The 20,106-nt window shown below is 55.9% G+C and carries 19 protein-coding genes and 1 pseudogene; 6 read left to right on the plus strand and 14 right to left on the minus strand.

Features of this window, described 5'->3' with window-relative positions:
* Both ACSQ3H_RS20505 and ACSQ3H_RS20510 read left to right on the plus strand, forming a co-directional pair.
* Nucleotides 1-582, plus strand: a complete 582-nt coding sequence (locus tag ACSQ3H_RS20505; RefSeq protein ID WP_436118743.1) for a GNAT family N-acetyltransferase — start codon at nucleotides 1-3, stop codon at nucleotides 580-582.
* A 91-nt stretch (nucleotides 583-673) separates the two neighbouring features.
* Nucleotides 674-3,502 (plus strand): EAL domain-containing protein, encoded by a 2,829-nt coding sequence (locus ACSQ3H_RS20510; protein ID WP_436119517.1) that lies wholly within the window; start codon nucleotides 674-676, stop codon nucleotides 3,500-3,502.
* A 143-nt stretch (nucleotides 3,503-3,645) separates the two neighbouring features.
* On the opposite strand, the gene ACSQ3H_RS20515 is transcribed toward ACSQ3H_RS20510, so the two are convergent.
* Complete coding sequence (locus ACSQ3H_RS20515) at nucleotides 3,646-4,248, minus strand: YqgE/AlgH family protein (protein WP_436118744.1); 603 nt, start codon at nucleotides 4,246-4,248, stop codon at nucleotides 3,646-3,648.
* A gap of 174 nt (nucleotides 4,249-4,422) precedes the next feature.
* Between ACSQ3H_RS20515 and ACSQ3H_RS20520 the strand changes: the two genes are divergently transcribed.
* Nucleotides 4,423-5,223, plus strand: coding sequence for a protein-disulfide reductase DsbD domain-containing protein (locus ACSQ3H_RS20520; RefSeq protein WP_436118745.1), 801 nt, complete (start codon nucleotides 4,423-4,425; stop codon nucleotides 5,221-5,223).
* 80 nt (nucleotides 5,224-5,303) lie between these two features.
* Entirely contained in the window at nucleotides 5,304-5,789 is a 486-nt protein-coding gene (locus tag ACSQ3H_RS20525) for a peroxiredoxin (protein ID WP_436118746.1), read from the plus strand.
* Between the two features lie 692 nt (nucleotides 5,790-6,481).
* Here the strand turns inward: ACSQ3H_RS20525 and rnhA are convergent.
* From rnhA to coxB, 11 genes are all read right to left on the minus strand, one after another.
* Nucleotides 6,482-6,937 carry a ribonuclease HI gene (gene rnhA / locus ACSQ3H_RS20530; RefSeq protein WP_436118747.1) on the minus strand — a complete coding sequence of 152 codons (456 nt, stop codon included), beginning with the start codon at nucleotides 6,935-6,937 and terminating at the stop codon, nucleotides 6,482-6,484.
* Complete coding sequence (locus tag ACSQ3H_RS20535; protein WP_436118748.1) at nucleotides 6,934-7,914, minus strand: homoserine kinase; 981 nt, start codon at nucleotides 7,912-7,914, stop codon at nucleotides 6,934-6,936. Before ACSQ3H_RS20535 ends, rnhA begins: the two co-directional genes overlap by 4 nt.
* Before the next feature lie 10 nt (nucleotides 7,915-7,924).
* Nucleotides 7,925-8,926, minus strand: coding sequence for a 4-hydroxy-3-methylbut-2-enyl diphosphate reductase (gene ispH / locus ACSQ3H_RS20540; protein ID WP_436118749.1), 1,002 nt, complete (start codon nucleotides 8,924-8,926; stop codon nucleotides 7,925-7,927).
* 50 nt (nucleotides 8,927-8,976) lie between these two features.
* Nucleotides 8,977-9,777 (minus strand): SURF1 family protein, encoded by an 801-nt coding sequence (locus tag ACSQ3H_RS20545; protein WP_436118750.1) that lies wholly within the window; start codon nucleotides 9,775-9,777, stop codon nucleotides 8,977-8,979.
* On the minus strand, nucleotides 9,770-10,165 hold the full coding sequence (locus ACSQ3H_RS20550) for a DUF983 domain-containing protein (RefSeq protein WP_436118751.1): 396 nt from the start codon (nucleotides 10,163-10,165) through the stop codon (nucleotides 9,770-9,772). The genes ACSQ3H_RS20545 and ACSQ3H_RS20550 overlap by 8 nt, the downstream gene beginning before the upstream one ends.
* Nucleotides 10,166-10,425: 260 nt before the next feature.
* Nucleotides 10,426-11,304, minus strand: coding sequence for a cytochrome c oxidase subunit 3 (locus tag ACSQ3H_RS20555; RefSeq protein ID WP_436118752.1), 879 nt, complete (start codon nucleotides 11,302-11,304; stop codon nucleotides 10,426-10,428).
* Between the two features lie 57 nt (nucleotides 11,305-11,361).
* Nucleotides 11,362-11,988, minus strand: a complete 627-nt coding sequence (locus ACSQ3H_RS20560) for a cytochrome c oxidase assembly protein (protein WP_436119518.1) — start codon at nucleotides 11,986-11,988, stop codon at nucleotides 11,362-11,364.
* Nucleotides 11,989-11,999: 11 nt separating this feature from the next.
* Nucleotides 12,000-12,170, minus strand: coding sequence for a hypothetical protein (locus ACSQ3H_RS20565; RefSeq protein WP_436118753.1), 171 nt, complete (start codon nucleotides 12,168-12,170; stop codon nucleotides 12,000-12,002).
* A gap of 1 nt (nucleotide 12,171) precedes the next feature.
* On the minus strand, nucleotides 12,172-13,116 hold the full coding sequence (locus ACSQ3H_RS20570; protein ID WP_436118754.1) for a heme o synthase: 945 nt from the start codon (nucleotides 13,114-13,116) through the stop codon (nucleotides 12,172-12,174).
* 70 nt (nucleotides 13,117-13,186) lie between these two features.
* Nucleotides 13,187-14,839 carry a cytochrome c oxidase subunit I gene (ctaD, locus tag ACSQ3H_RS20575; RefSeq protein WP_436118755.1) on the minus strand — a complete coding sequence of 551 codons (1,653 nt, stop codon included), beginning with the start codon at nucleotides 14,837-14,839 and terminating at the stop codon, nucleotides 13,187-13,189.
* Between the two features lie 40 nt (nucleotides 14,840-14,879).
* A complete protein-coding gene (gene coxB / locus ACSQ3H_RS20580) occupies nucleotides 14,880-15,725 on the minus strand; it encodes a cytochrome c oxidase subunit II (protein ID WP_436119519.1) in 846 nt (281 codons plus the stop codon).
* Between the two features lie 465 nt (nucleotides 15,726-16,190).
* Between coxB and ACSQ3H_RS20585 the strand changes: the two are divergent.
* Both ACSQ3H_RS20585 and tldD read left to right on the plus strand, forming a co-directional pair.
* Nucleotides 16,191-16,625 (plus strand): annotated as a pseudogene (locus tag ACSQ3H_RS20585) (invasion associated locus B family protein); the annotation flags it as partial.
* A gap of 80 nt (nucleotides 16,626-16,705) precedes the next feature.
* Complete coding sequence (tldD, locus tag ACSQ3H_RS20590) at nucleotides 16,706-18,118, plus strand: metalloprotease TldD (protein WP_436118756.1); 1,413 nt, start codon at nucleotides 16,706-16,708, stop codon at nucleotides 18,116-18,118.
* 4 nt (nucleotides 18,119-18,122) lie between these two features.
* Here the strand turns inward: tldD and ACSQ3H_RS20595 are convergent, their stop codons facing one another.
* Together ACSQ3H_RS20595 and ACSQ3H_RS20600 are read right to left on the minus strand one after the other, a co-directional pair.
* Nucleotides 18,123-19,352, minus strand: coding sequence for a class I SAM-dependent RNA methyltransferase (locus ACSQ3H_RS20595; RefSeq protein ID WP_436118757.1), 1,230 nt, complete (start codon nucleotides 19,350-19,352; stop codon nucleotides 18,123-18,125).
* Nucleotides 19,353-19,365: 13 nt separating this feature from the next.
* A complete protein-coding gene (locus tag ACSQ3H_RS20600; protein ID WP_436118758.1) occupies nucleotides 19,366-20,103 on the minus strand; it encodes a TlyA family RNA methyltransferase in 738 nt (245 codons plus the stop codon).
* Nucleotides 20,104-20,106: the final 3 nt, after the last annotated feature.

Genomic DNA, 20,106 nt, shown 5'->3' on the forward strand with positions numbered 1-20,106 from the left:
ATGATCGCCCTGCCCTTCCTGAAAAGCGCTGCACCGCCCCTGCAGGGCGAGCGGCTCTATTTGCGCCCGCCGCAACTCTCCGATTACCGCGCGTGGTCCACTTTGCGCGCGCAAAGCCGCGAGTTCCTCTCACCGTGGGAACCACTTTGGGCGGTCGACGATCTGGAGCGTGGAGCCTTTCGGCACAGGATCCGCCATTATGACGAAGAAGCAGCGGCTGGTACGGCGCATCCTTTCTTCCTCTTCCGCAACAAGGATTCGCGTCTGCTTGGAGGCGTTACGCTTGGCAATATCCGCCGCGGTGTTGGTCAGAATGGTATGATCGGGTACTGGATCGGCGAGCCCTTTGCCGGACAGGGTTACATGCACGAAGCACTGGACCTGCTTATCCCGTACGCTTTTACCAAGGTAAGGTTGCACCGGCTGGAAGCCGCCTGTATTCCAAGCAATGAAAGATCGATCCGCCTTCTCGAAAAAGCCGGATTTCAGAGGGAAGGACTGCTACGCTCCTACCTAAAGATAAATGGTATGTGGCAAGATCATCTGCTCTTCTCCATGATTGAAGACGATGTGCGACGCTAGAGTAATAAAGGTTGTATCGGTGGCATCATTGACGGAACGAATGCTGAAAGGCTTATCGCGAGTTCTTGCGCTCGTCATTTTGCTGATAACCATGCAAACGGCCGCAAATGCGTTCGAGACAATCAAGATCACCAAGGAAAGCACGGCGCTTGACCTGTCGAAAGCTGTCGAGGTCTACAGGAACCAAGGCGAAACCTTCCAGATTTCCACTGCACCGGGTACCGACGGTATCGTTCGCCGCATCGAGGTGCAGGCCAATGACAAGCGGTCTACCGGTGACTGGGCAGCGTTTTCCCTCGCCAATCCCACTGACGAGCAGATCGACCGGCTGATCGTCGCGCCACACTTCCGTCTCGTCGGATCAGGTTTCATATGGCCCGATCTCGGTTCGACCCGCATTGCATCCATTACGCCGAGCGAGGGCTTTGCGCTGGATCGGCAAGCCAGCGAAGATGCTGATATTTTCCTGATCACGCTCAATCCCGGATCGGTGATCACGCTGGTTGCGGAGCTTGCTTCACCCAACCTGCCGCAGGTCTATGTCTGGGAGCCGAATGCCTACAAGGATACGGTCAATTCCTATACGCTTTACCGCGGCATTCTCCTCGGAATTGCCGGCTTGCTTGCCCTCTTCCTGACCATTCTGTTCGTCGTCAAAGGCACCTCGCTTTTCCCCGCGACAGCAGCCTTGGCATGGGCAGTGCTGGCTTATATCTGCGTCGATTTCGGCTTCTGGAACAAACTGATAGAGATAACGCCGGGCAATGAGCAGATGTGGCGAGCGGGCACCGAAGTCGCGCTTGCGGCGACGCTGGTGATCTTCCTCTTCACCTATCTCAACCTCAACCGATGGCATGACAATTTCAGCTATGGCGCGCTGACATGGATACTCGGGTTGGGTATCGTTTCCGGCGTCGCGATTTTCGATCCGCCGATTGCCGCCGGTATCGCCCGCTTCTCATTTGCCCTGACCATCATTTCCGGCATCGTGCTGATCGGCTTCTTCTCCTTCCGAAGCTATGATCGAGCGATCATGTTGATACCCACCTGGATTCTCCTGCTCGTCTGGCTGATGGGCAGCTGGCTGACCGTCTCCGGAATTCTCGCCAATGACATCATTCAGCCAGCCCTTGCGGGCGGCCTTGTCCTTATCGTTCTCCTCATCGGCTTCACCGTCATGCAGCACGCATTTTCCGGCGGCGCGCTGCAACAGGGGCTGTTCTCCGACGTGGAGCGGCAAGCGCTCGCCATTATCGGTTCCGGCGATATCGTCTGGGATTGGGATGTGCCGCGTGATCGCGTGGTCACTACGCCGGACCTCACCAATTTCCTTGGAGCGTCGGCAAGCTCCTTGCACGGCGCCGTGCGCAATTGGCTGCCGAGCCTGCATGCGGATGACCGCGATCGCTTCCGTACGACACTCGATGTTATTCTTGAGAACAGGCGCGGCCGTATTTCGCAGACATTCCGCCTGCGTGCCAATGACGGCCACTATTATTGGTATTCGCTGAAGGCTCGCCCTGTCATCGGTTCCGATGGTGAAATCGTCCGTTGTGTCGGCACCCTCATAGACGTGACTGAACAGAAGAAGGCGGAAGAACGCCTGCTGCACGACGCTGTGCACGATAATCTGACCGGCTTGCCGAACCGTGAGCTTTTCCTCGATCGTTTGGGCTCCGTGATCACCATGGCGCAGACCGAGAGCCGAATCCGGCCGACGGTATTCATCATAGATATTGACCGGTTCAAGCAGGTCAATGACGGGCTCGGCATGTCTGCGGGCGATACATTCCTTCTGACCATCTCGCGCCGCCTGCATCGCCTGCTGCGTCCTCAGGATACTCTTAGCCGTCTGTCCGCCGACCAGTTCGGCCTTATTCTCGTTTCCGAGAGCGAACCCGCCCAGATTGCCGCGTTCGCCGAAGCTGTAAAACAGGCCATCCGGGCGCCGATTGCCTTCTCCAAACGTGAGATCGTGCTGACTGCATCGCTTGGCCTGATTACCTGGACCAGCGGCAGCGCTGCCTCACCGGAAGACCTTGTCAAGGATGCCGAGCTTGCCATGTTCCAGGCCAAGCGGTTTGGCGGCGATCGTATCGAGCCATTCCGGCCCGCCTTCCGTGCGGTTGGCAGCGACAGGCTGCAGCTTGAATCGGATCTGCGCCGCGCGCTTGAGCGCCGCGAAATCCACATAGCCTACCAGCCGATCGTGCGTCTGGAAGACAACAGCATCGCCGGCTTTGAAGCCCTGATGCGCTGGGATCACCCGCGCCGCGGCTCGATCCCACCGTCAGAGTTCATTCCAATTGCCGAAAGCTCGGGCCTTATCGTGCAGCTCGGTCTCTTCGCCATGCAAAGGGCAGCGGAAGACCTCGTCAATTGGCAGCGCAATCTTGGCGCGTCGCCGCTGTTTGTTTCGGTCAATATTTCCAGCAGCCAGCTAATCCGTCAGGATCTGATCGACGATGTGCGGTCGGTGCTCCTGCAAACGCAGATCGAGCCGGCGAGCCTGAAACTGGAACTCACTGAATCCCTGATGATGGAGAATCCGGAGCGCTCTAACTATGTCCTTTCCAGCATCAAGGCGATGGGCGTCGGTGTTTCTCTCGATGATTTCGGCACGGGCTACTCTTCCCTGTCGTACCTGACTTCCTTCCCGTTCGACATGATCAAGATCGACCGGTCCTTCCTGAAGGCGGATCAGCCGCAGAAGGTAACTCTGCTTCGTTCCATGATCAGCATGGCACACGATCTCGGATTGTCGGTTGTTACGGAAGGCATTGAGAACGAGAGTGATGCGCTGCAACTCAGGCAGATGGGCTGCGAATATGCGCAGAGTTTCATGTTCAGTCCGCCGCTGACACTGGACGTCGCTACAAAGCTGTTGCGAGAACAGTTCCAGCAGTCGAAAGCGTCGTAGTAAAGACCTCTTGAGAATTCAGCCTGATGAGTCAACTGGTGCGATTTTCGAGAACCGGAGCGCAGTGGACATGTTCGTCCATGAGCACCGGAAGTCGAGACAATCACATCAGATGGCCGTCAGGGTGAATTGGCGAGGGGTCTTCAGGCGTGGCCGGCTACACTGGCTAGCCGCGACGGATCAACGCCCATATAAGCAAGAATCCGGTCGTATTTGCTGTCGATATCCGTATCGAAAAGCAGTTCCTGCGGTGCCTCGCAGGTGAGCCAGCCATTATTGGCAATTTCGGTTTCGAGCTGACCCGAAGCCCAACCGGAATAGCCCAAGGTCATCAGGGCCTTTCGCGGACCGCGACCACCAGAAATGGCGCGCAGGATATCCACGGTTCCCGTCAGGCAGATCTCTTCCGCGACAGGCATGGTTGAATCGGTGAGATAATCATCGGAATGCAGGACAAAGCCTCGCCGCATTTCAACCGGCCCACCATTGCGCACCAGAAAATCTCTGGTCCGTTCAGGCATCATGATAGCCTGTTGCTCGTCGAGAACACCAAGCTGAACGAGGATATCTGAAAACTCCATGTCCTGGACACGATTGATAATCAGGCCCATGGCGCCCTTTTCAGAGTGCGCACAAACATAGATGACCGAGCGCGCAAAACGACTGTCGTCCATTCCCGGCATGGCGAGAAGGAACTGTCCATTCAGAAATCCAGTCTCTTTGTTGGCGTCTCTGAAAATTTCCATGAGAATAAAGGTACCAAGGATTCTGTAAATGACAACGGCTTTGGGTAACGAATTGTAAACGATGCTCAAATCCGAGGATCGATGGTGCCTCCCTGAACTATTTCTCACGCAGAAATGATGCGCAAAATCAGGCACATCCTTGATAGTGCCCGAAAGGCCTGTAATGGTCGAAAAATGAAAATAAAACTGCTTTTTTTTGCTGCCCTGATCGCGTTTACCGCTCCCGCGCATGCTGCCAATTCCGATTGGACGAAAACGCCAGGCGGCAACGTCAGGCTGATCATCGACAATCCCGTACAGCCGTCGCCGGAAATCCGCGGAGCCTTACAGATCGACCTTGATCCGGGCTGGAAGACCTATTGGAGAGAACCCGGTGATGCCGGTGTGCCTCCGGAATTGGACCTCACCGAAAGCACGAATATCAAAAGCTATGTGCTTTCGTTTCCAACGCCGCATCGCTTCGACGATGGCAACACCCATTGGGCAGGATACAAGAAACCGATAGCCCTGCCGGTTACGCTGACCCTCGCCGATCCTGCCAAGCCGGCTCACCTGAAAGGCCACGCTTTTTTGGGAATATGCGAGACGATCTGTATCCCCGTCAAAGCAGAGTTTGACTTTGCCGTGGACAACACAAAACCAACCGACCCGCTGACCAAAACGCTGATCGATTCAGCCTTCCAGGCGTTGCCAGGTGAGGCGTCGGCGACATTCGGGGCCCTTAGTGCCGTACGAAAAGATGATCGTGTGAGGATATCGGTAGCACTGCCTTCGGCTGATGCCGACACAGATATTTTCGTCGCGGGCGACGGCATAGTTACGTTCGGCATGTCGAAGCTAAAGGACCGCGAGGCAAACAACGCTGTTTTTTCCGTGCGGATCATTTCCGGAAAGGACAAAAAAACGCCTCCTCTGAACTACACGCTTGTTCAAGGAGACAGGGCCGTCTCTGGAACAATCGGCGTGCAGGAATAGCTATCAAAATCCTCGACTTTTCAAAGTGCGCATCCTATCTGCGATAGGTCTCACATCATCATCTCACAGGGAGCCAATTCATGACGATCAAGGTAGGCGAGCGTTTGCCGGACGCCACATTCAAGACGAAATCCGATGAGGGTGTCAGCGAAGTGCGCTCCGACGCGCTGTTCAAGGGCAAGAAGATCGTACTCTTTGCTGTTCCGGGCGCGTTTACGCCGACCTGCAGCATGAATCATCTGCCCGGTTACCTCGAAAATCGCGATGCCATTCTGGCAAAAGGCGTCGACTCGATCGTTGTGATTGCCGTTAATGACCCGCATGTCATGGGCGCCTGGGCCAAGGCAACGAATGGCGAGGGCAAGATTCAGTACCTCTCGGACGGCAATGCCACCTTCACCAAGGCCGTGGGTCTCGATATCGATCTCGGTGCCGGTAACATGGGCGTACGCTCCAAGCGGTATTCAATGCTGGTTGAAGACGGCGTGGTGAAACAGCTCAATATCGAAGATTCTCCCGGTCAGGCCATTACATCGAGCGCCGCCACCATTCTTGAGCAGCTTTAGTACGTAGCGCTGCGCGTATCAGCAGGTGGATAAGTTTTGGTCCATTTCAAATACCCCTCCCTGCTGCTACGCAGCTTCCCTCCCCACAAGGGGGAGGGTAACAGCGCTTTATCCTGCAACATTTTCTGGCTTCACTCTGCAGCAGTGACAGTCGCGACAGCCTTACCCTCCCCCTTGTGGGGAGGGAAGGCGCGCAGCGCAAGGGAGGGGTTCTTCTTCTTAAATCTCAGGTATTTCGAAAAATAATCGTGGCTGTTTATCCACCACCCTCAAACCTCGCTTATTCTAATCCGGTCCTTTCCATGGGGAACTGCTTCCGGAGCCGTTCGAAGTGGGGAGAGGATCGGCGCCTCCGATGGCGGGTAACGGACCCGCCGTCCGGGGAAGTTCTGTCCAAGGGTTCCCCTGCCGGTACTAAGGCCGGTGCGTGCTGGACGAGCACTGTGAGGGCGGCAGATTGGCTGGGCGCAGTCCTGGCCGCTGGCGTTTCCGACGCGGAACGGACGGGATCAAAAAACGCCGGACGGGCGGTCTTCGGATCGCATTATCTATCTACCAAGACGCGCTTCGACGACCGCCCGTCTTTCCCACCACCATTCAATGGCCAGACGCGAAAGCGGGTGTGGCAAAGGGAAAGCACACCCGGTTCTTTGACATGATGAATCACAAAAGTACGCGAAGGGATACTTATCTCAAACCTGCGGCATTCGCTTTTGTTTGAATGGTGCCATACCTGCACGGGCCAGTTCATCGGCACGTTCGTTCTCCGGATGGCCTGCGTGCCCTTTGACCCAATGCCAGACCACCTTGTGGCGCTTGCGCGCCTCATCCAGCGCTTGCCAGAGTTCGGCATTCTTCACCGGCTTCTTCGCGGCGGTCTTCCAGCCGTTACGCTTCCAGCCGTCGATCCAGCTGGAAATACCGTCACGGACATAGACCGAATCCGTATAAAGATCGACCTGGCAAGGCTCCTTCAGGGCATTCAAGGCCGAGATCGCCGCCATCAACTCCATGCGATTATTGGTTGTATTGGCCTCGCCGCCCGAGAGTTCCTTTTCATTGCCGTTCCAGCGTAGAACCGCGCCCCAGCCTCCCGGGCCGGGATTTCCGGAGCAAGCTCCATCGGTAAAGGCCTGAATCTCCTTCACGCTTTCGATCCTTCGAGAACAAGACCATATTCCTCAGGCGACTTGATCTGGCGGTGAAAGCGCATCCGGCGGATATATTCCATAGGGTCTTTCTTGACGACCAGGCTGCCTTCGGGCGTATTCAGCCAATCATAGAGTCTGGTCAGCATGAAACGCAGCGCCGAACCACGTGCGAGGATCGGCAAGCTTGCCGCTTCGTCTGCCGAGAGCGGGCGAACACCAGTGTAACCGCGAAGCAAGGCTATGCCTTTTGTGAGATTGAAGGAGTGATCCTTTTCAAAACACCAGGCATTCAGGCAAATAGCAACGTCATACGCAAGAAGGTCGGTACAGGCGAAATAGAAATCGATCAGTCCGGACAGCTTGTCTCCCAGAAAGAAGACATTGTCTGGAAAAAGATCGGCATGGATGACACCGGATGGCAAGTGCGACGGCCAATTGGCTTCAAAGAAGGCGAGATCGGCCTCTGTCTCGTTGGCCAAGCCAGGTTCGACACGATCGGCACCAGCCTTTGAATTATCCCATAGGGGCCGCCAGCCCTCGACCGAGAGCGCATTACGACGGCGCATGGGGAAATCCTCGCCTGCGATATGCATCCTCGCCATTGCCTCGCCCAAGGCAAAGCAGTGCTGCACTGTCGGGCGGCGCATCCACATACCTTCGAGAAACGTCACGATCGCAGCAGGACGACCAGCCAGTTCACCGATACTCGATCCGGATTTCTGGTTCACTGGCAAAGGACAGCGTATCCCCTTGCCCGCCAGATGGCGCATCAGCCCTAGAAAGAACGGCAGATCGTTGCTGTTTACCCGCTTCTCATACAACGTCAGAATGTATGATCCGGTGCTCGTATGCAGCAGATAGTTGGAGTTTTCGACGCCTTCGGCAATTCCCTTGTACGAAAGCAGCTCGCCGATATCGTAGTCCTTGAGGAAATGCGCGAGATCGATTTCATTGATGTCGGTATAGACGGCCATATCCTAGCTCTTACCGGCTTCCGTTGACGAAGGCCATGTCGCGGCTCGTCAATTCCACATCGCGGAGATCACGCATGACATGGAAATTCTCGGTTTCGATGGTTGTCTCCGCGAGTTCGATCGACACGATATAGCGCTCCGAAAAGGACTGGATGATTTCGTCAACGATGATTTCCGGAGCTGAAGCGCCGGCGGACAACCCGACCACCGAAATGTCGCCGACCCTGCTCCAGTCGATGTCAGCTGCTCGTTGCACAAGCAGGGACTGTTCGGCACCCGATCGCTCGGCCACCTCCACGAGGCGTTTGGAATTGGAGGAGTTCGGCGCACCGACAATAAGGAACAAGTCACAGCCGGGTGCTGCGGCTTTCACAGCATCCTGGCGATTAGTCGTGGCGTAACAGATCGATTCCGCAGCCGGTGCGGTTAGCGCGGGGAAACGGCGCTGCAGGGCAGCGATGATCCCGGCTGTATCATCCACCGAGAGCGTTGTCTGCGTCACGAAGCCGAGATTATCAGGATCCTGGGGCACGTAGGTTTCGGCATCATCGATGGTTTCGATCAATGTCACCGCACCTTCGGGCAGCTGGCCCATGGTGCCGATCACCTCAGGGTGCCCGGAGTGACCCACAAGGATGACATGGCGGCCGAGCCGCTGGTGACGCATGGCCTGCTTGTGAACCTTGGACACCAGTGGGCATGTCGCATCGAGATAGAACAGGTTCTTGTTTTCCGCATCGGTCGGAACAGATTTCGGCACCCCGTGCGCGGAAAAGACCACGGGCTGACTGCGATGCTCCGCAGGAATTTCGTCGAGCTCTTCGACAAAAACCGCACCGCGCGCTTGCAAGCCTTCAACCACATAGCGATTGTGCACGATCTCATGGCGAACGTAGACGGGCGCGCCATATTTCTTCAATGCCAGGACGACGATCTGAATAGCGCGATCCACACCGGCGCAAAAACCGCGCGGTCCGCACAGGCGGATTGTCAGTGGTTTCTTGTCAGCCATCGTGTCGTGTCTCATGGAAGCGTTGCGGTGTTGTTGGAATTGGGCGGCAATCAGCGCGAAGTCAAGTCCGAAGCTTCAGATTGGCTGACCTCGGGCTCGTTTGGACCTTTGGGATGGTATCGCTGCCAAAGCGAAATCCCGGCGACCGCGAGTAGCGTCGCGGCCAGACCATACCAGGTGACGGCATATTGCAGGTGGCTGTTCGGCAGGTCGATGATCGTGACACCACCAACCGGCAGGCCACCGGGATTGGGCGTCTTGTCTGCATCGATGAAGAACGGAACCAGTCTATCTTCGGCAATGCCTGACTGCCGCGCCATCGTTGGCAGGTCTTTCCAATAGTAGATATTGGTCACAAGATCATTATCCGGCACGATAGACGAGGGTTTGGCAAAAAGAGGATTGCGTGCGAGCCCCGTTACCGTCACCTGCCTTTCGACCTTGCCTTCAGGCCGCGTTACGGAATTCTTCTTGTCATAGGGAACAAAGCCACGATTGATGAAGACTGCTCGGCCATCATCAAGCAAAAGCGGCGTGTAGACGTAGAATCCGGAAGTGCCCTCATAGGTCGCGAAATAGTGACGTTCCCGATCGTTGAGGAATCGCCCGGTAGCCGTCACCGTCCGGTAGTCGACGTCTCTTTCAGTTACCCAAATCTTTTCCATCTCCGCGAGGGAAGCGGGCGCTGCATGTGTTCTGGCTTCTATCTCCGCCAGCAAGCCTTCTTTCCAGTACAGACGTTCGACCTGCCATGTCCCGAGGGCGATCAAGATCGCGAAAACGATCGCGCCGAGGACAAGCGTGATCCACGGAAACCCTTTGTGCTTTACTGGCTTGGCAATATCAGTCATGTCCGGCCGGAAGATCGAGCCGTCCCTCGGCAGCTTTGTGCTTGTACTGTAAGGCGATCAGTACCCCCTTCATCCAGCGGAGCGCCGTGAGGCAGAGCACGAGAGCCAGCGGAATCCACAGGATGAAATGCAGCCACAAGGGTGGATCGAGTGTTACCTCCATCCACAACGCGAGACCCACAACGATGAAGCCGATCAAAAGCATAACGAGGACAGCAGGACCTTCGCCCGTATCGATAAAGGAGTAATCGAGCCCGCAACTGGAACAGCGCTTGGCCGGAGCAAGGAAGCCATCGAACAATTTACCCTGTCCACAGCGGGGACAGCGAGCCTTTACGCCGGCAGCTATAGGGTCGACTGGCGGATACAAGGCTGTGTCTTCATTCATCGGCATATGCACTCAAGGATCGATTTCGATTGGCGTTCCATCCGGAACGAGCGTCCGGATTTCATCTGTCTCCGGATTAGTGACGCCAACGCATCGATCTGTCCAGTCGATAAGTTGAAGCACCCAGCAGCCCCACCAAGGGCCAGAATTAGCAGGGCAGCTTCGCACAGATCATATTGATGTTTTACACAGGAAAGTGCTGAAAAAGTGAAGGCGGCCGTGTTTCCACGACCGCCCTAGGTATTTTTGGATCCGTTCGCCTATTCGACGGCTATCGGAGCACCCCAGGAGGCCCAGACATAGATCGAGAAGAACAGGAACAGCCAGACCACGTCAACGAAATGCCAGTACCAGGCGGCAGCTTCGAAGCCGAAATGTTTGGTCGGCGTAAAGTCGCCGCGAATTGAACGAAGCAGGCATACCGTGAGAAAGATGGTTCCGATGATGACATGGAAGCCATGAAAGCCGGTCGCCATGAAGAATGTTGCGCCGTAGATCGAGTCCTTGAACGCAAACGGAGCGTGCGCATACTCATACGCCTGCACGGACGAGAAGAGCAAACCAAGCAGGACAGTCAGCGTCAGGCCAGTGATCAAGCCCTTGCGGTCATTGTGTATCAGGGCATGGTGCGCCCATGTCACGGTTGTGCCGGAGAGCAGCAAAATGACGGTGTTGTAGAGCGGCAAGTGCAATGGATCGAGAACTTCAAGACCCTTTGGTGGCCAGACACCACCGGTAAACGCAGTGCGCGCCACTTGTGAGGCTTCTCCGGGGAACAGGCTGGCGTCGAAGAACGCCCAGAACCAGGCAACGAAGAACATCACCTCGGAGGCAATGAACATGATCATGCCGTAGCGCAGATGCAGCGAAACCACCCGCGTGTGGTGACCTTCCTTGCTTTCCTTGATCGTATCCGACCACCAGCCGTACATCGTATAAAGAACGATCGCCACGCCGATGAGAAGGATCCATGGACTGGTGAGGTTGGCGCGGAAAAGCACAAGCTCTCCGCCGCTGTGATAGCGCATGAAAGCGATGCCGCCGATAGCGAGGATAAACGCGCCAACCGAGCCAAGAAATGGCCAAGGACTGGGGTCGATAATGTGATAGTCGTGGTTCTTTTGGTGCGTTTCGGCCATTCTAACCCCCGCAAGGTCTGTTCATTGGTCTAGACACCGGCATAGAGCCAGCGCAGTTTAAAGTTGTCCTGATATACCATTCTTCTTCACCTCGGTATTGGCAGCAACGGGTGCTGGCATCGGGATCGGGAAGAATGTGTAGGACAGGGTGATTGTGTTGACGCCCTTCAGTTCAGGCGCGTTGACGATGTCCGGATCGACAAAAAAGACGACCGGCATCTCCAGATCTTCGCCCGGCTTCAGGACCGTATCCGTGAAGCAGAAGCACTCGACCTTGTTGAAATAAGCACCCGCAGCTTGCGGCGTCACATTAAATGACGCGCGGCCCGCAGTCGGCTTCTCAACGATATTCTTGGCTTCATATTTGATCAGCTTTGTCTCACCGATATTCATTGTGACTTCGCGCTGAACCGGTTCGAAATGCCAAGGCAAACCGCCCGAAGTATTGGCGTCGAAACGGATCGTAATTTTCTTGTCGAGAATGGTATCGGACATTTGCTCGACCCGCTGGGTCGTGCCGCCATAACCGGTGACCTGACAGAACATCGCGTAGAGGGGAACCGCGGCAAACGCCATTCCCACCATACCGAAGAAGAATGCGAGGCACGATATCGCGATGGTGCGATCCGAAACCTTGCGCTTCGGTGCGGCAACCTGCGTGGTTTGACTATTGTCCGCTGGCATCTTGCTGCTCATCACAAAGGCCTCGTTACAGGTGCCGTTTGAGAGTGATTGGCACCGATCTTCGCCCAGGTACCGACATAGACAACGATGACAAAGGCAGCCAAAGCCAGCGCGAGCGCCAGCGAGCGGCTGCGCTGCGCCCGCTTCTGCTTGTCCGTAAGAGTTACAAGATCGTTGCTCATATCAAGCACCCGCTACCAGAAGTGCCTTGCGCACAAGAATTTCACCGAGCAGCACCGCGTAGAGGCTAAAAAGATAGAAGATGGAGAATGCAAACATCTTCTTTGCGGGCTTCATCATCGCATCGCCTACCGGAGCCTGCCACACGGTCCAGGCGGATGCGAGGAACGCGACACCCATCGCAGCGGAAAACACGCCGTAAACAGGTCCGGCAAAACCCATGATCCAAGGCAACACACCGACAGGCGCTACCAGCACAGTGTAGAGGAAAATCTGGAATTTCGTCGATGCAGCACCCGCGACGTTGGGCATCATCGGAATCTTTGCCTTTTCATAATCATCCGACATGAACAGCGACAATGCCCAAAAATGCGGCGGCGTCCACAGGAAGATAATAAGGAAAAGCACGATGCTTTCCATGCTGATGGAATTGGTCACCGCGGCCCAGCCTATCATGGGCGGGAATGCACCTGCGGCGCCGCCGATGACGATGTTCTGCGGCGTCGAGCGCTTCAACCACATCGTATAGACCACAGCATAGAAGAAGATCGTGAAGGCCAGGAGAAAAGCCGACAAGAGATTTACGAAGAGGCCCAGCGTTACGACCGAAAAGGCCGAAAGCAGAAGGCCAAAGGTCAACGCCTCTTCGCGCGAGATACGTCCTGCAGGGATCGGCCGCTTGGAGGTGCGCTTCATAATGGCGTCGATGTCGGCATCGTACCACATGTTGAGTGCACCCGAGGCGCCCGCCCCGACTGCAATACAAAGGATGGCAATTCCTGCCAGGACAGGATTGATCTGACCCGGTGCAGCCATCAGACCGACGAGGCCTGTAAAGACGACCAGCGACATCACACGTGGTTTGAGCAGCGCGATATAATCCGATGCATTGGCTTCAGAGAGGCCGATGCTCGTATCAAGGTTCGCGTTTTTCTCAATCAATGCCATTCGGTCCGTCTTGTCTTTCCCAGATTTCGGGATACCGGGACCACCCACTAGCGATCCCGGTATCACATTCTTATTTAATGCGCGGGAGTTGTTCCCACTGATGGAAGGGCGGAGGCGAGGAGAGCTGCCATTCGAGCGTCGTTGCACCCGCACCCCAAGGATTGGCCCCGGCTTCACGCTTCTTGGCGAACGCCTCGAAGACGCCGAACAGGAAGATCAGCACACCAACGCCGGAAATATAGGAACCGATCGACGATACTTCGTTCCAACCTGCAAATGCATCGGGATAGTCGATGTAGCGGCGTGGCATACCGGCGAGGCCGAGGAAATGCTGCGGGAAGAACACAAGATTAACGCCGATGAACATAACCCAGAAATGCGTGTGGGCAATCTTGTGGTTGTACATGTAGCCGGTCATCTTCGGGAACCAGTAGTACCAGCCAGCGAAGATACCGAACACCGCGCCCAGCGACAGCACGTAATGGAAGTGTGCAATCACATAGTAGGTGTCATGCAACGAACGATCGAGACCGGCATTGGCAAGCTGAACACCCGTCACGCCACCAACGGTGAACAGAAAGATGAAGCCGATTGCCCAAACCATTGGCGGTTTGAACTCGATGGAGCCACCCCACATCGTGGCGATCCAGGAGAAGATCTTCACACCCGTTGGCACGGCGATAACCATCGTTGCGAAGACGAAATAACGCTGTGTATCGAGTGACAGGCCCACCGTATACATGTGATGGGCCCAGACGATAAAGCCCACGACACCAATGGCAACCATGGCGTAGGCCATTCCGAGATAACCGAAGATCGGTTTGCGCGAGAATGTCGAAACAATGTGGCTGATGATGCCAAACGCCGGCAGAATCATAATGTAAACTTCGGGGTGACCAAAGAACCAGAACAAGTGCTGGAACAGGATCGGATCACCGCCACCTTCGGGCGCAAAAAAGGTTGTTCCGAAATTACGGTCCGTCAGCAGCATGGTGATACCACCGGCCAGAACCGGAAGAGCCAGCAGCAAAAGGAAGGCCGTGATCAGAACCGACCAGGCAAACAGCGGCATTTTGTGCAGCGTCATGCCGGGAGCGCGCATGTTGAAAATCGTGGTGATGAAATTGATGGCACCCAGGATAGAGGATGCACCGGCAAGGTGGAGCGCGAGAATGGCAAAGTCCATCGCGGGGCCAGGCTGACCAGATGTCGAATATGGCGGATAGATCGTCCAGCCACCGCCCGTGCCAAAGCCACCGGCAGGACCCGGAACGAACATGGACAAGATCAACAGGAGGAGCGCCGGCGGAAGCAGCCAGAACGAAATATTGTTCATCCGCGGGAATGCCATATCCGGGGCGCCAATCATGATCGGCACCATCCAGTTGGCGAAACCGCCAATGAGCGCCGGCATGACCATAAAGAAGATCATGATCAAGCCGTGTGCGGTCGAAAACACATTGTACATCTGCTTACCGGCATCGATAGCGGCATCGCCTTCATAGCCATAAACCATGGATGCCAGACCATGGAAGATCTGGATGCCCGGCTGTTGCAACTCGGCGCGCATGGCGATCGAAAGCGAACCACCGATAAGGCCAGCTATGATCGCGAAGATCAGATACAGCGTGCCGATGTCCTTGTGATTGGTCGAATAGACCCAACGCGTCCAGCCAGTCGGCTTGTGGGCGTCGTGTGCTTCGTGAGCTGCAGAACCTGCCATCAAAGTGCTCCCGTTCCTCAATAAATCGCGTAAAGCCGGCTTAGTTGCCAGCCACGCTTACATTCTTGTCTGCGTCAATTGCTGCGGTAAGCGTCTTGTAGGCACCCGGAAGATCTTTCCCGGCGACAGCAAACCACGCATTGTATTGATCTTGCGAAACGACATGGATCGCGATTGGCATGAAGGCATGATCCTTGCCGCAAATCTGCGAGCACTGACCGTAGTACATACCTTCCTTGTTGGCCTTGAACCACGTCTCGTTGCTGCGGCCGGCAACAGCATCCATTTTCACGCCAAAGGCAGGCATGGAGAAGGAGTGAATTACGTCTGCACCCGTGACCAGCAGACGCACGGTCGTATTGACAGGAACAACCATTTCATTGTCGACCGCCAGCAACCGCGGGTAGGCATTTTTGTCTTCCTTCCCTGTAGCGGCGCGGTCAGTCTCTTTCAACATGACGGAGTCGAAAGAAACCGGAGCATCGCCCGCCTGATATTCATAACCCCAATACCACTGGTAGCCGGTGGCTTTGATGGTCAGCTTCGGTTCTTCGGGCGAATACTGCGCCGTCAGCAACTGGAAGGATGGAATTGCCAGGAAGAGAAGAATGACGACAGGGCCTACGGTCCAGACAATCTCGACCGCCGTATTGTGGCTGGTCTTTGACGGTACTGGATTGGCGCTGGCGCGATAGCGGTACATCACCCAGGCCAGCAGCGCCATGACGAAAAGCGTGATCGGAACGATAAACCACAATGTATACCGCTCGAACCACTCGATCTGCTCCATAATGGCGGAAGCTGCCGGTTGGAAAGTCATCTGCCAAGGCTCCGGCTGCGCCGCATAAGCAGTGCCGGCACTCAACAGGCCACTCAGGATACCCATCAGCGTGACAATATTCTTCTTCACCTAGAAATCTCCCGAATGAAGCTTGATTCCATACACTAGGACCGGGCAGCGTGATGGCCCGGGTATATGCCGCGTTCAAATCACACATTAGCCTACATCGCAAGGAAGGCGAACGTGATCCCATGCGGCATTTTTGCGCGCGGCTTTGCCATTCGCCAGCCGCTCGCACTCGAATAAGCAGGTTTTTTCATCCTTGCAGCTATTTTGCATCGCTAAGAGCCGTTTGGCTCACAATCCGGCCATTTTTCGGCTACACCACATCTCATAAGCCGCGCTATGCTGGGGAGCGTTTGAGCAGCATTCTTTTCATCCGGAGCGGAGCGGTTTAACGTCTGGATGATTCGTTTTGGAGCCTACATGTTCTCTTTCGCGCTACGTAGCATCGCTGCTGGTCTGCTTGCCCTGTCAATGTCTGTCGTTGCGGGTGCCGCAATGGCGGCGCAACAGAGCGGTACGGTCAAGTCCACCCACGGCGCATGGTCGATCCTTTGTGATACCCCTGCGGGCGCCAAATCTGAACAATGCGCGCTTATTCAGAACGTCGTTGCGGCGGATCGTCCGGAAATGGGCCTTTCGGTCGTCGTCCTGAAAACCGCTGATAACAAGGCGAAGATCTTGCGCGTTCTCGCGCCCCTCGGCGTGCTTTTGCCGAACGGTCTTGGTTTGAACGTGGATGGTAAGGATATAGGCCGCGCATATTTCGTGCGTTGCTTTGAGGATGGCTGCTACGCCGAGGTCATTCTGGAAGATCAACTCGTTCAGACACTGAAGACCGGCAAGGCCGCTACCTTTATCGTCTTCCAGACACCGGAAGAAGGCATCGGCATTCCGGTCGAACTCAATGGGTTTGGCGAAGGTTTCGACGCTCTCCCTTAAGTTTCAAGCAAGATTGCGGTTGTCGCGGGCCCTCCGAAGGCCTACATCCGGTTCATGCAATTTGAACCGGACCTAGTCTCATGAAAAGCCTGATCGACAGTTTTGACGCACCACGCGAAAAAGTCCTTGAAACCGTCAAGCAAAGCCTCGACGGCGCGGATGATGGCGAACTCTTTATTGAGTACCGCGAATCTGAAAGCCTTTCCTTCGACAATGGCCGCCTGAAAAACGGCTCTTTCAACCAGGATCAGGGATTTGGTTTGCGTGCCGTCGCTGGCGAGTCGGTTGGTTACGCGCATGCGGGCGAGTTGTCGCTTGGCGCGCTGAAGCGTGCTTCCGATGCAGCATCAGCGGTTCGGACGGGTCACGCCGGAACATATACCGCAGCGCCGCCCGGGACCAACCGCAGCCTTTATAGCGATGAAAACCCGCTCGGTTCACCAACCTTCGAGGCGAAGGTAAAGCTCCTGCAGGAGATCGATGCCTATCTCCGTGCGAAGGATCCCAAAGTGCGGCAGGTTTCTGTTTCGCTTGCGGCTTCATGGCAACAGGTAGAAATCCTGCGTGCCGACGGTCATTTCGTGCGCGATGTTCGCCCGATGGTTCGCCTCAATGTCTCTGTTGTTGTCGGTGACGGCGACCGGCAGGAAAGCGGCACCTACGGTTCGGGTGGGCGCAAGGGTTTCGGTGAATTCATCGTTGCGGATAAATGGCAATATGCTGCTGATGAAGCGCTACGCCAGGCTCTGGTCAATCTGGAAGCGATACCGGCACCGGCTGGCACATTCGACATCGTGCTTTCCAGTGGTTGGCCGGGCGTGATGCTTCACGAAGCTGTCGGACATGGCCTTGAAGGCGATTTCAACCGGAAGAAAACATCTGCCTTTGCTGGATTGCTCGGGCAGAAAGTCGCTTCCAAGGGCGTAACCGTCGTCGATGACGGCACGATCTCCGAACGGCGTGGTTCACTGACCGTCGACGATGAGGGCATGCCGACCAACAAGACCGTATTGATCGATGACGGCATTCTGGTCGGCTATATGCAGGATCGGCAAAATGCCCGCCTGATGGGAATGGAGCCAACCGGCAACGGGCGGCGCGAATCCTATGCGCACGCACCTATGCCGCGCATGACCAATACTTATATGCTCGGCGGCGACAAGACGCCGGAAGAAATCATCGCTTCGGTCAAGAACGGTATTTATGCCGTTTCCTTCGGCGGTGGCCAGGTGGACATCACATCCGGCAAATTCGTTTTCGGCTGCACCGAGGCCTACATGATTGAAAACGGCAAGCTTGGTGCACCCGTCAAGGGCGCGATGCTGATCGGCAATGGGCCCGACGCGATGCAACGCATTTCAATGATCGGCAACGACCTGCAGCTCGATACGGGCATCGGCAATTGCGGCAAAGGCGGCCAATGGGTACCGGTCGGCGTCGGCCAGCCGCATCTGCGGATGGATCAGATGACCGTAGGTGGGACAGCGGTGTAACTGCCTACTTTTTGCTGAGCAAAGCCACCGCTTCCACATGCGACGACCAGAGAAACTGGTCGATTGGCACCACGCGGTCGATCTTGTAACCACCCTTGACGAGGATGCTCAGGTCGCGGCCAAGGGTGACAGGATTGCACGAGACTGCCACCACTTTCGGTACTGACGATTTTGCGATTTCGACCGCCTGCTCTTCCGCGCCGGCACGCGGCGGATCAAAAACCAGGCCAGTAAACGGCTTTAGCTCTCGCGCCAGAAACGGACGCCGAAAAAGATCGCGGCGCTCCACGGTGACCGGTTTCAATCCCTGGACATAGCGTACGCTACGATCGAGAGCGCTGACAGCCGCCTGGTCACTTTCTACGGCATGAACTGCGGATTTTTCCGCCATCCTCAATGCAAAAGTTCCCGACCCGCAAAACAGGTCGATAGCCTTTTTCGCCCTGCCAAGATGGCCGGTTACCAGCGCCGACATGGCTGCTTCGGCCTCCACGGTTGCCTGCAGAAATCCACCCGGAGGCAAGAACACCGGGACTTTGCCGAAGTGAACGATCGGTTTTCTCGGCTCGACAATGATTTCGCCCTCAAAGCTCAGCCTGGCAAAATCCTTTTTGATAACCAGAGCGGTTAGCGCCTGACGTTTCGCGGCATCGGGTGCGCCACATCCTGACGCCATAATATCCAGACCTGAGGCGGTTGAAGTTACCGTTAGCCTGAACGGCTTCATCCCTCCGCCGAGAACAGCTACAAGGTCGCGCAGGTCGTCAAGACGCGCAACGATTTCCGGAACTGTTACCGGACATTCGACGATATCAATCAGTTCGTGACTAAGGTGCTTGTTGAAACCGAGTACTGCGCCATGCTCGCTCGTGCGGACGGCAAAAACCGCGCGGCGCCGGGTCCGCGGCGCGCAGGGCACAAGCGGATCGAGCCTGAATGTTAGCCCCCTGCTCGCAAGCGCATCCTGGACGAGCGATCGTTTCCAGTCCTGATAGGCGCTGCCCTGCCAATGCTGTAATGTGCAGCCGCCACACTCCTCGAAGTGGCGGCAGGCGGGCGCAATACGCTCGGGCGATGGTTCCAGTAGCGCCATGAGGGTCGCGCGCCCATTTTCCAGCGCAACATTGGCAACTTCGCCGGGCAGAGAAAACGGCACATAGGCGCTTCCAGCCGAAGTGGCGGCAATGCCGTCGCCGCCAGCGCCCATCCGTTCAATCGTTACGCGCGTACTCATTAATCTTTTCTTTTCAATCTTTGCTTTTCTGGCCGGCCAGAAGAAATTCGCGATTGCCATCACCACCCTCGATGGGCGAAGGGCAAAGCCCGAGGGCTTCCCAGCCCGGCAATCCATCCAGCCAGTTCCTTAGATCATTTGCGACGCGTTCGCCATCCTTCGCGTCGCGCAAAATACCACCCTTGCCGATGGCTTGCCGTCCCGCCTCGAATTGCGGCTTGACCAGAAGCACGCAATGGCTGCCGGATTCTGCCATATCCAATGCCGGTAGCAATGCAAGTTTCAGCGAAATGAAGCTGACGTCGGAGACGACCAGATAAATCTTGCGACCATCCAGATGATCGCGTGTCAGTTCCCGGGCATTCAGAGTTTCAAGATTGGTGACGCGCTCATCGGCCCTTAGGCTCTCATGTAGTTGACCATGTCCGACATCGACAGCAATAACATGATCTGCACCGCGCTCCAGCAGAACTTGTGTAAAACCACCTGTCGAAGCGCCGATATCGAGAGCCGCCCGACCCTTCACATCGATGGCAAAATGATCAAGCCCTGCAATGAGTTTTAGAGCAGCGCGGGATACATAGGCGCTTGCCGGATCATCGACGCCAATAATTGCAGTTTCTGCAATCGTCGCACCCGGTTTGGTGACGATAGCTCCATCTATTTGCACAGTCCCGCGCACAATGGCGTCGCGTGCTCGCGAGCGGCTGGCAAACAGGCCTCTTTCCACCAAAAGCTGATCGAGACGCATCAA

It is taken from the genome of Phyllobacterium sp. LjRoot231 (assembly GCF_964253365.1).
Taxonomy (GTDB): domain Bacteria; phylum Pseudomonadota; class Alphaproteobacteria; order Rhizobiales; family Rhizobiaceae; genus Phyllobacterium.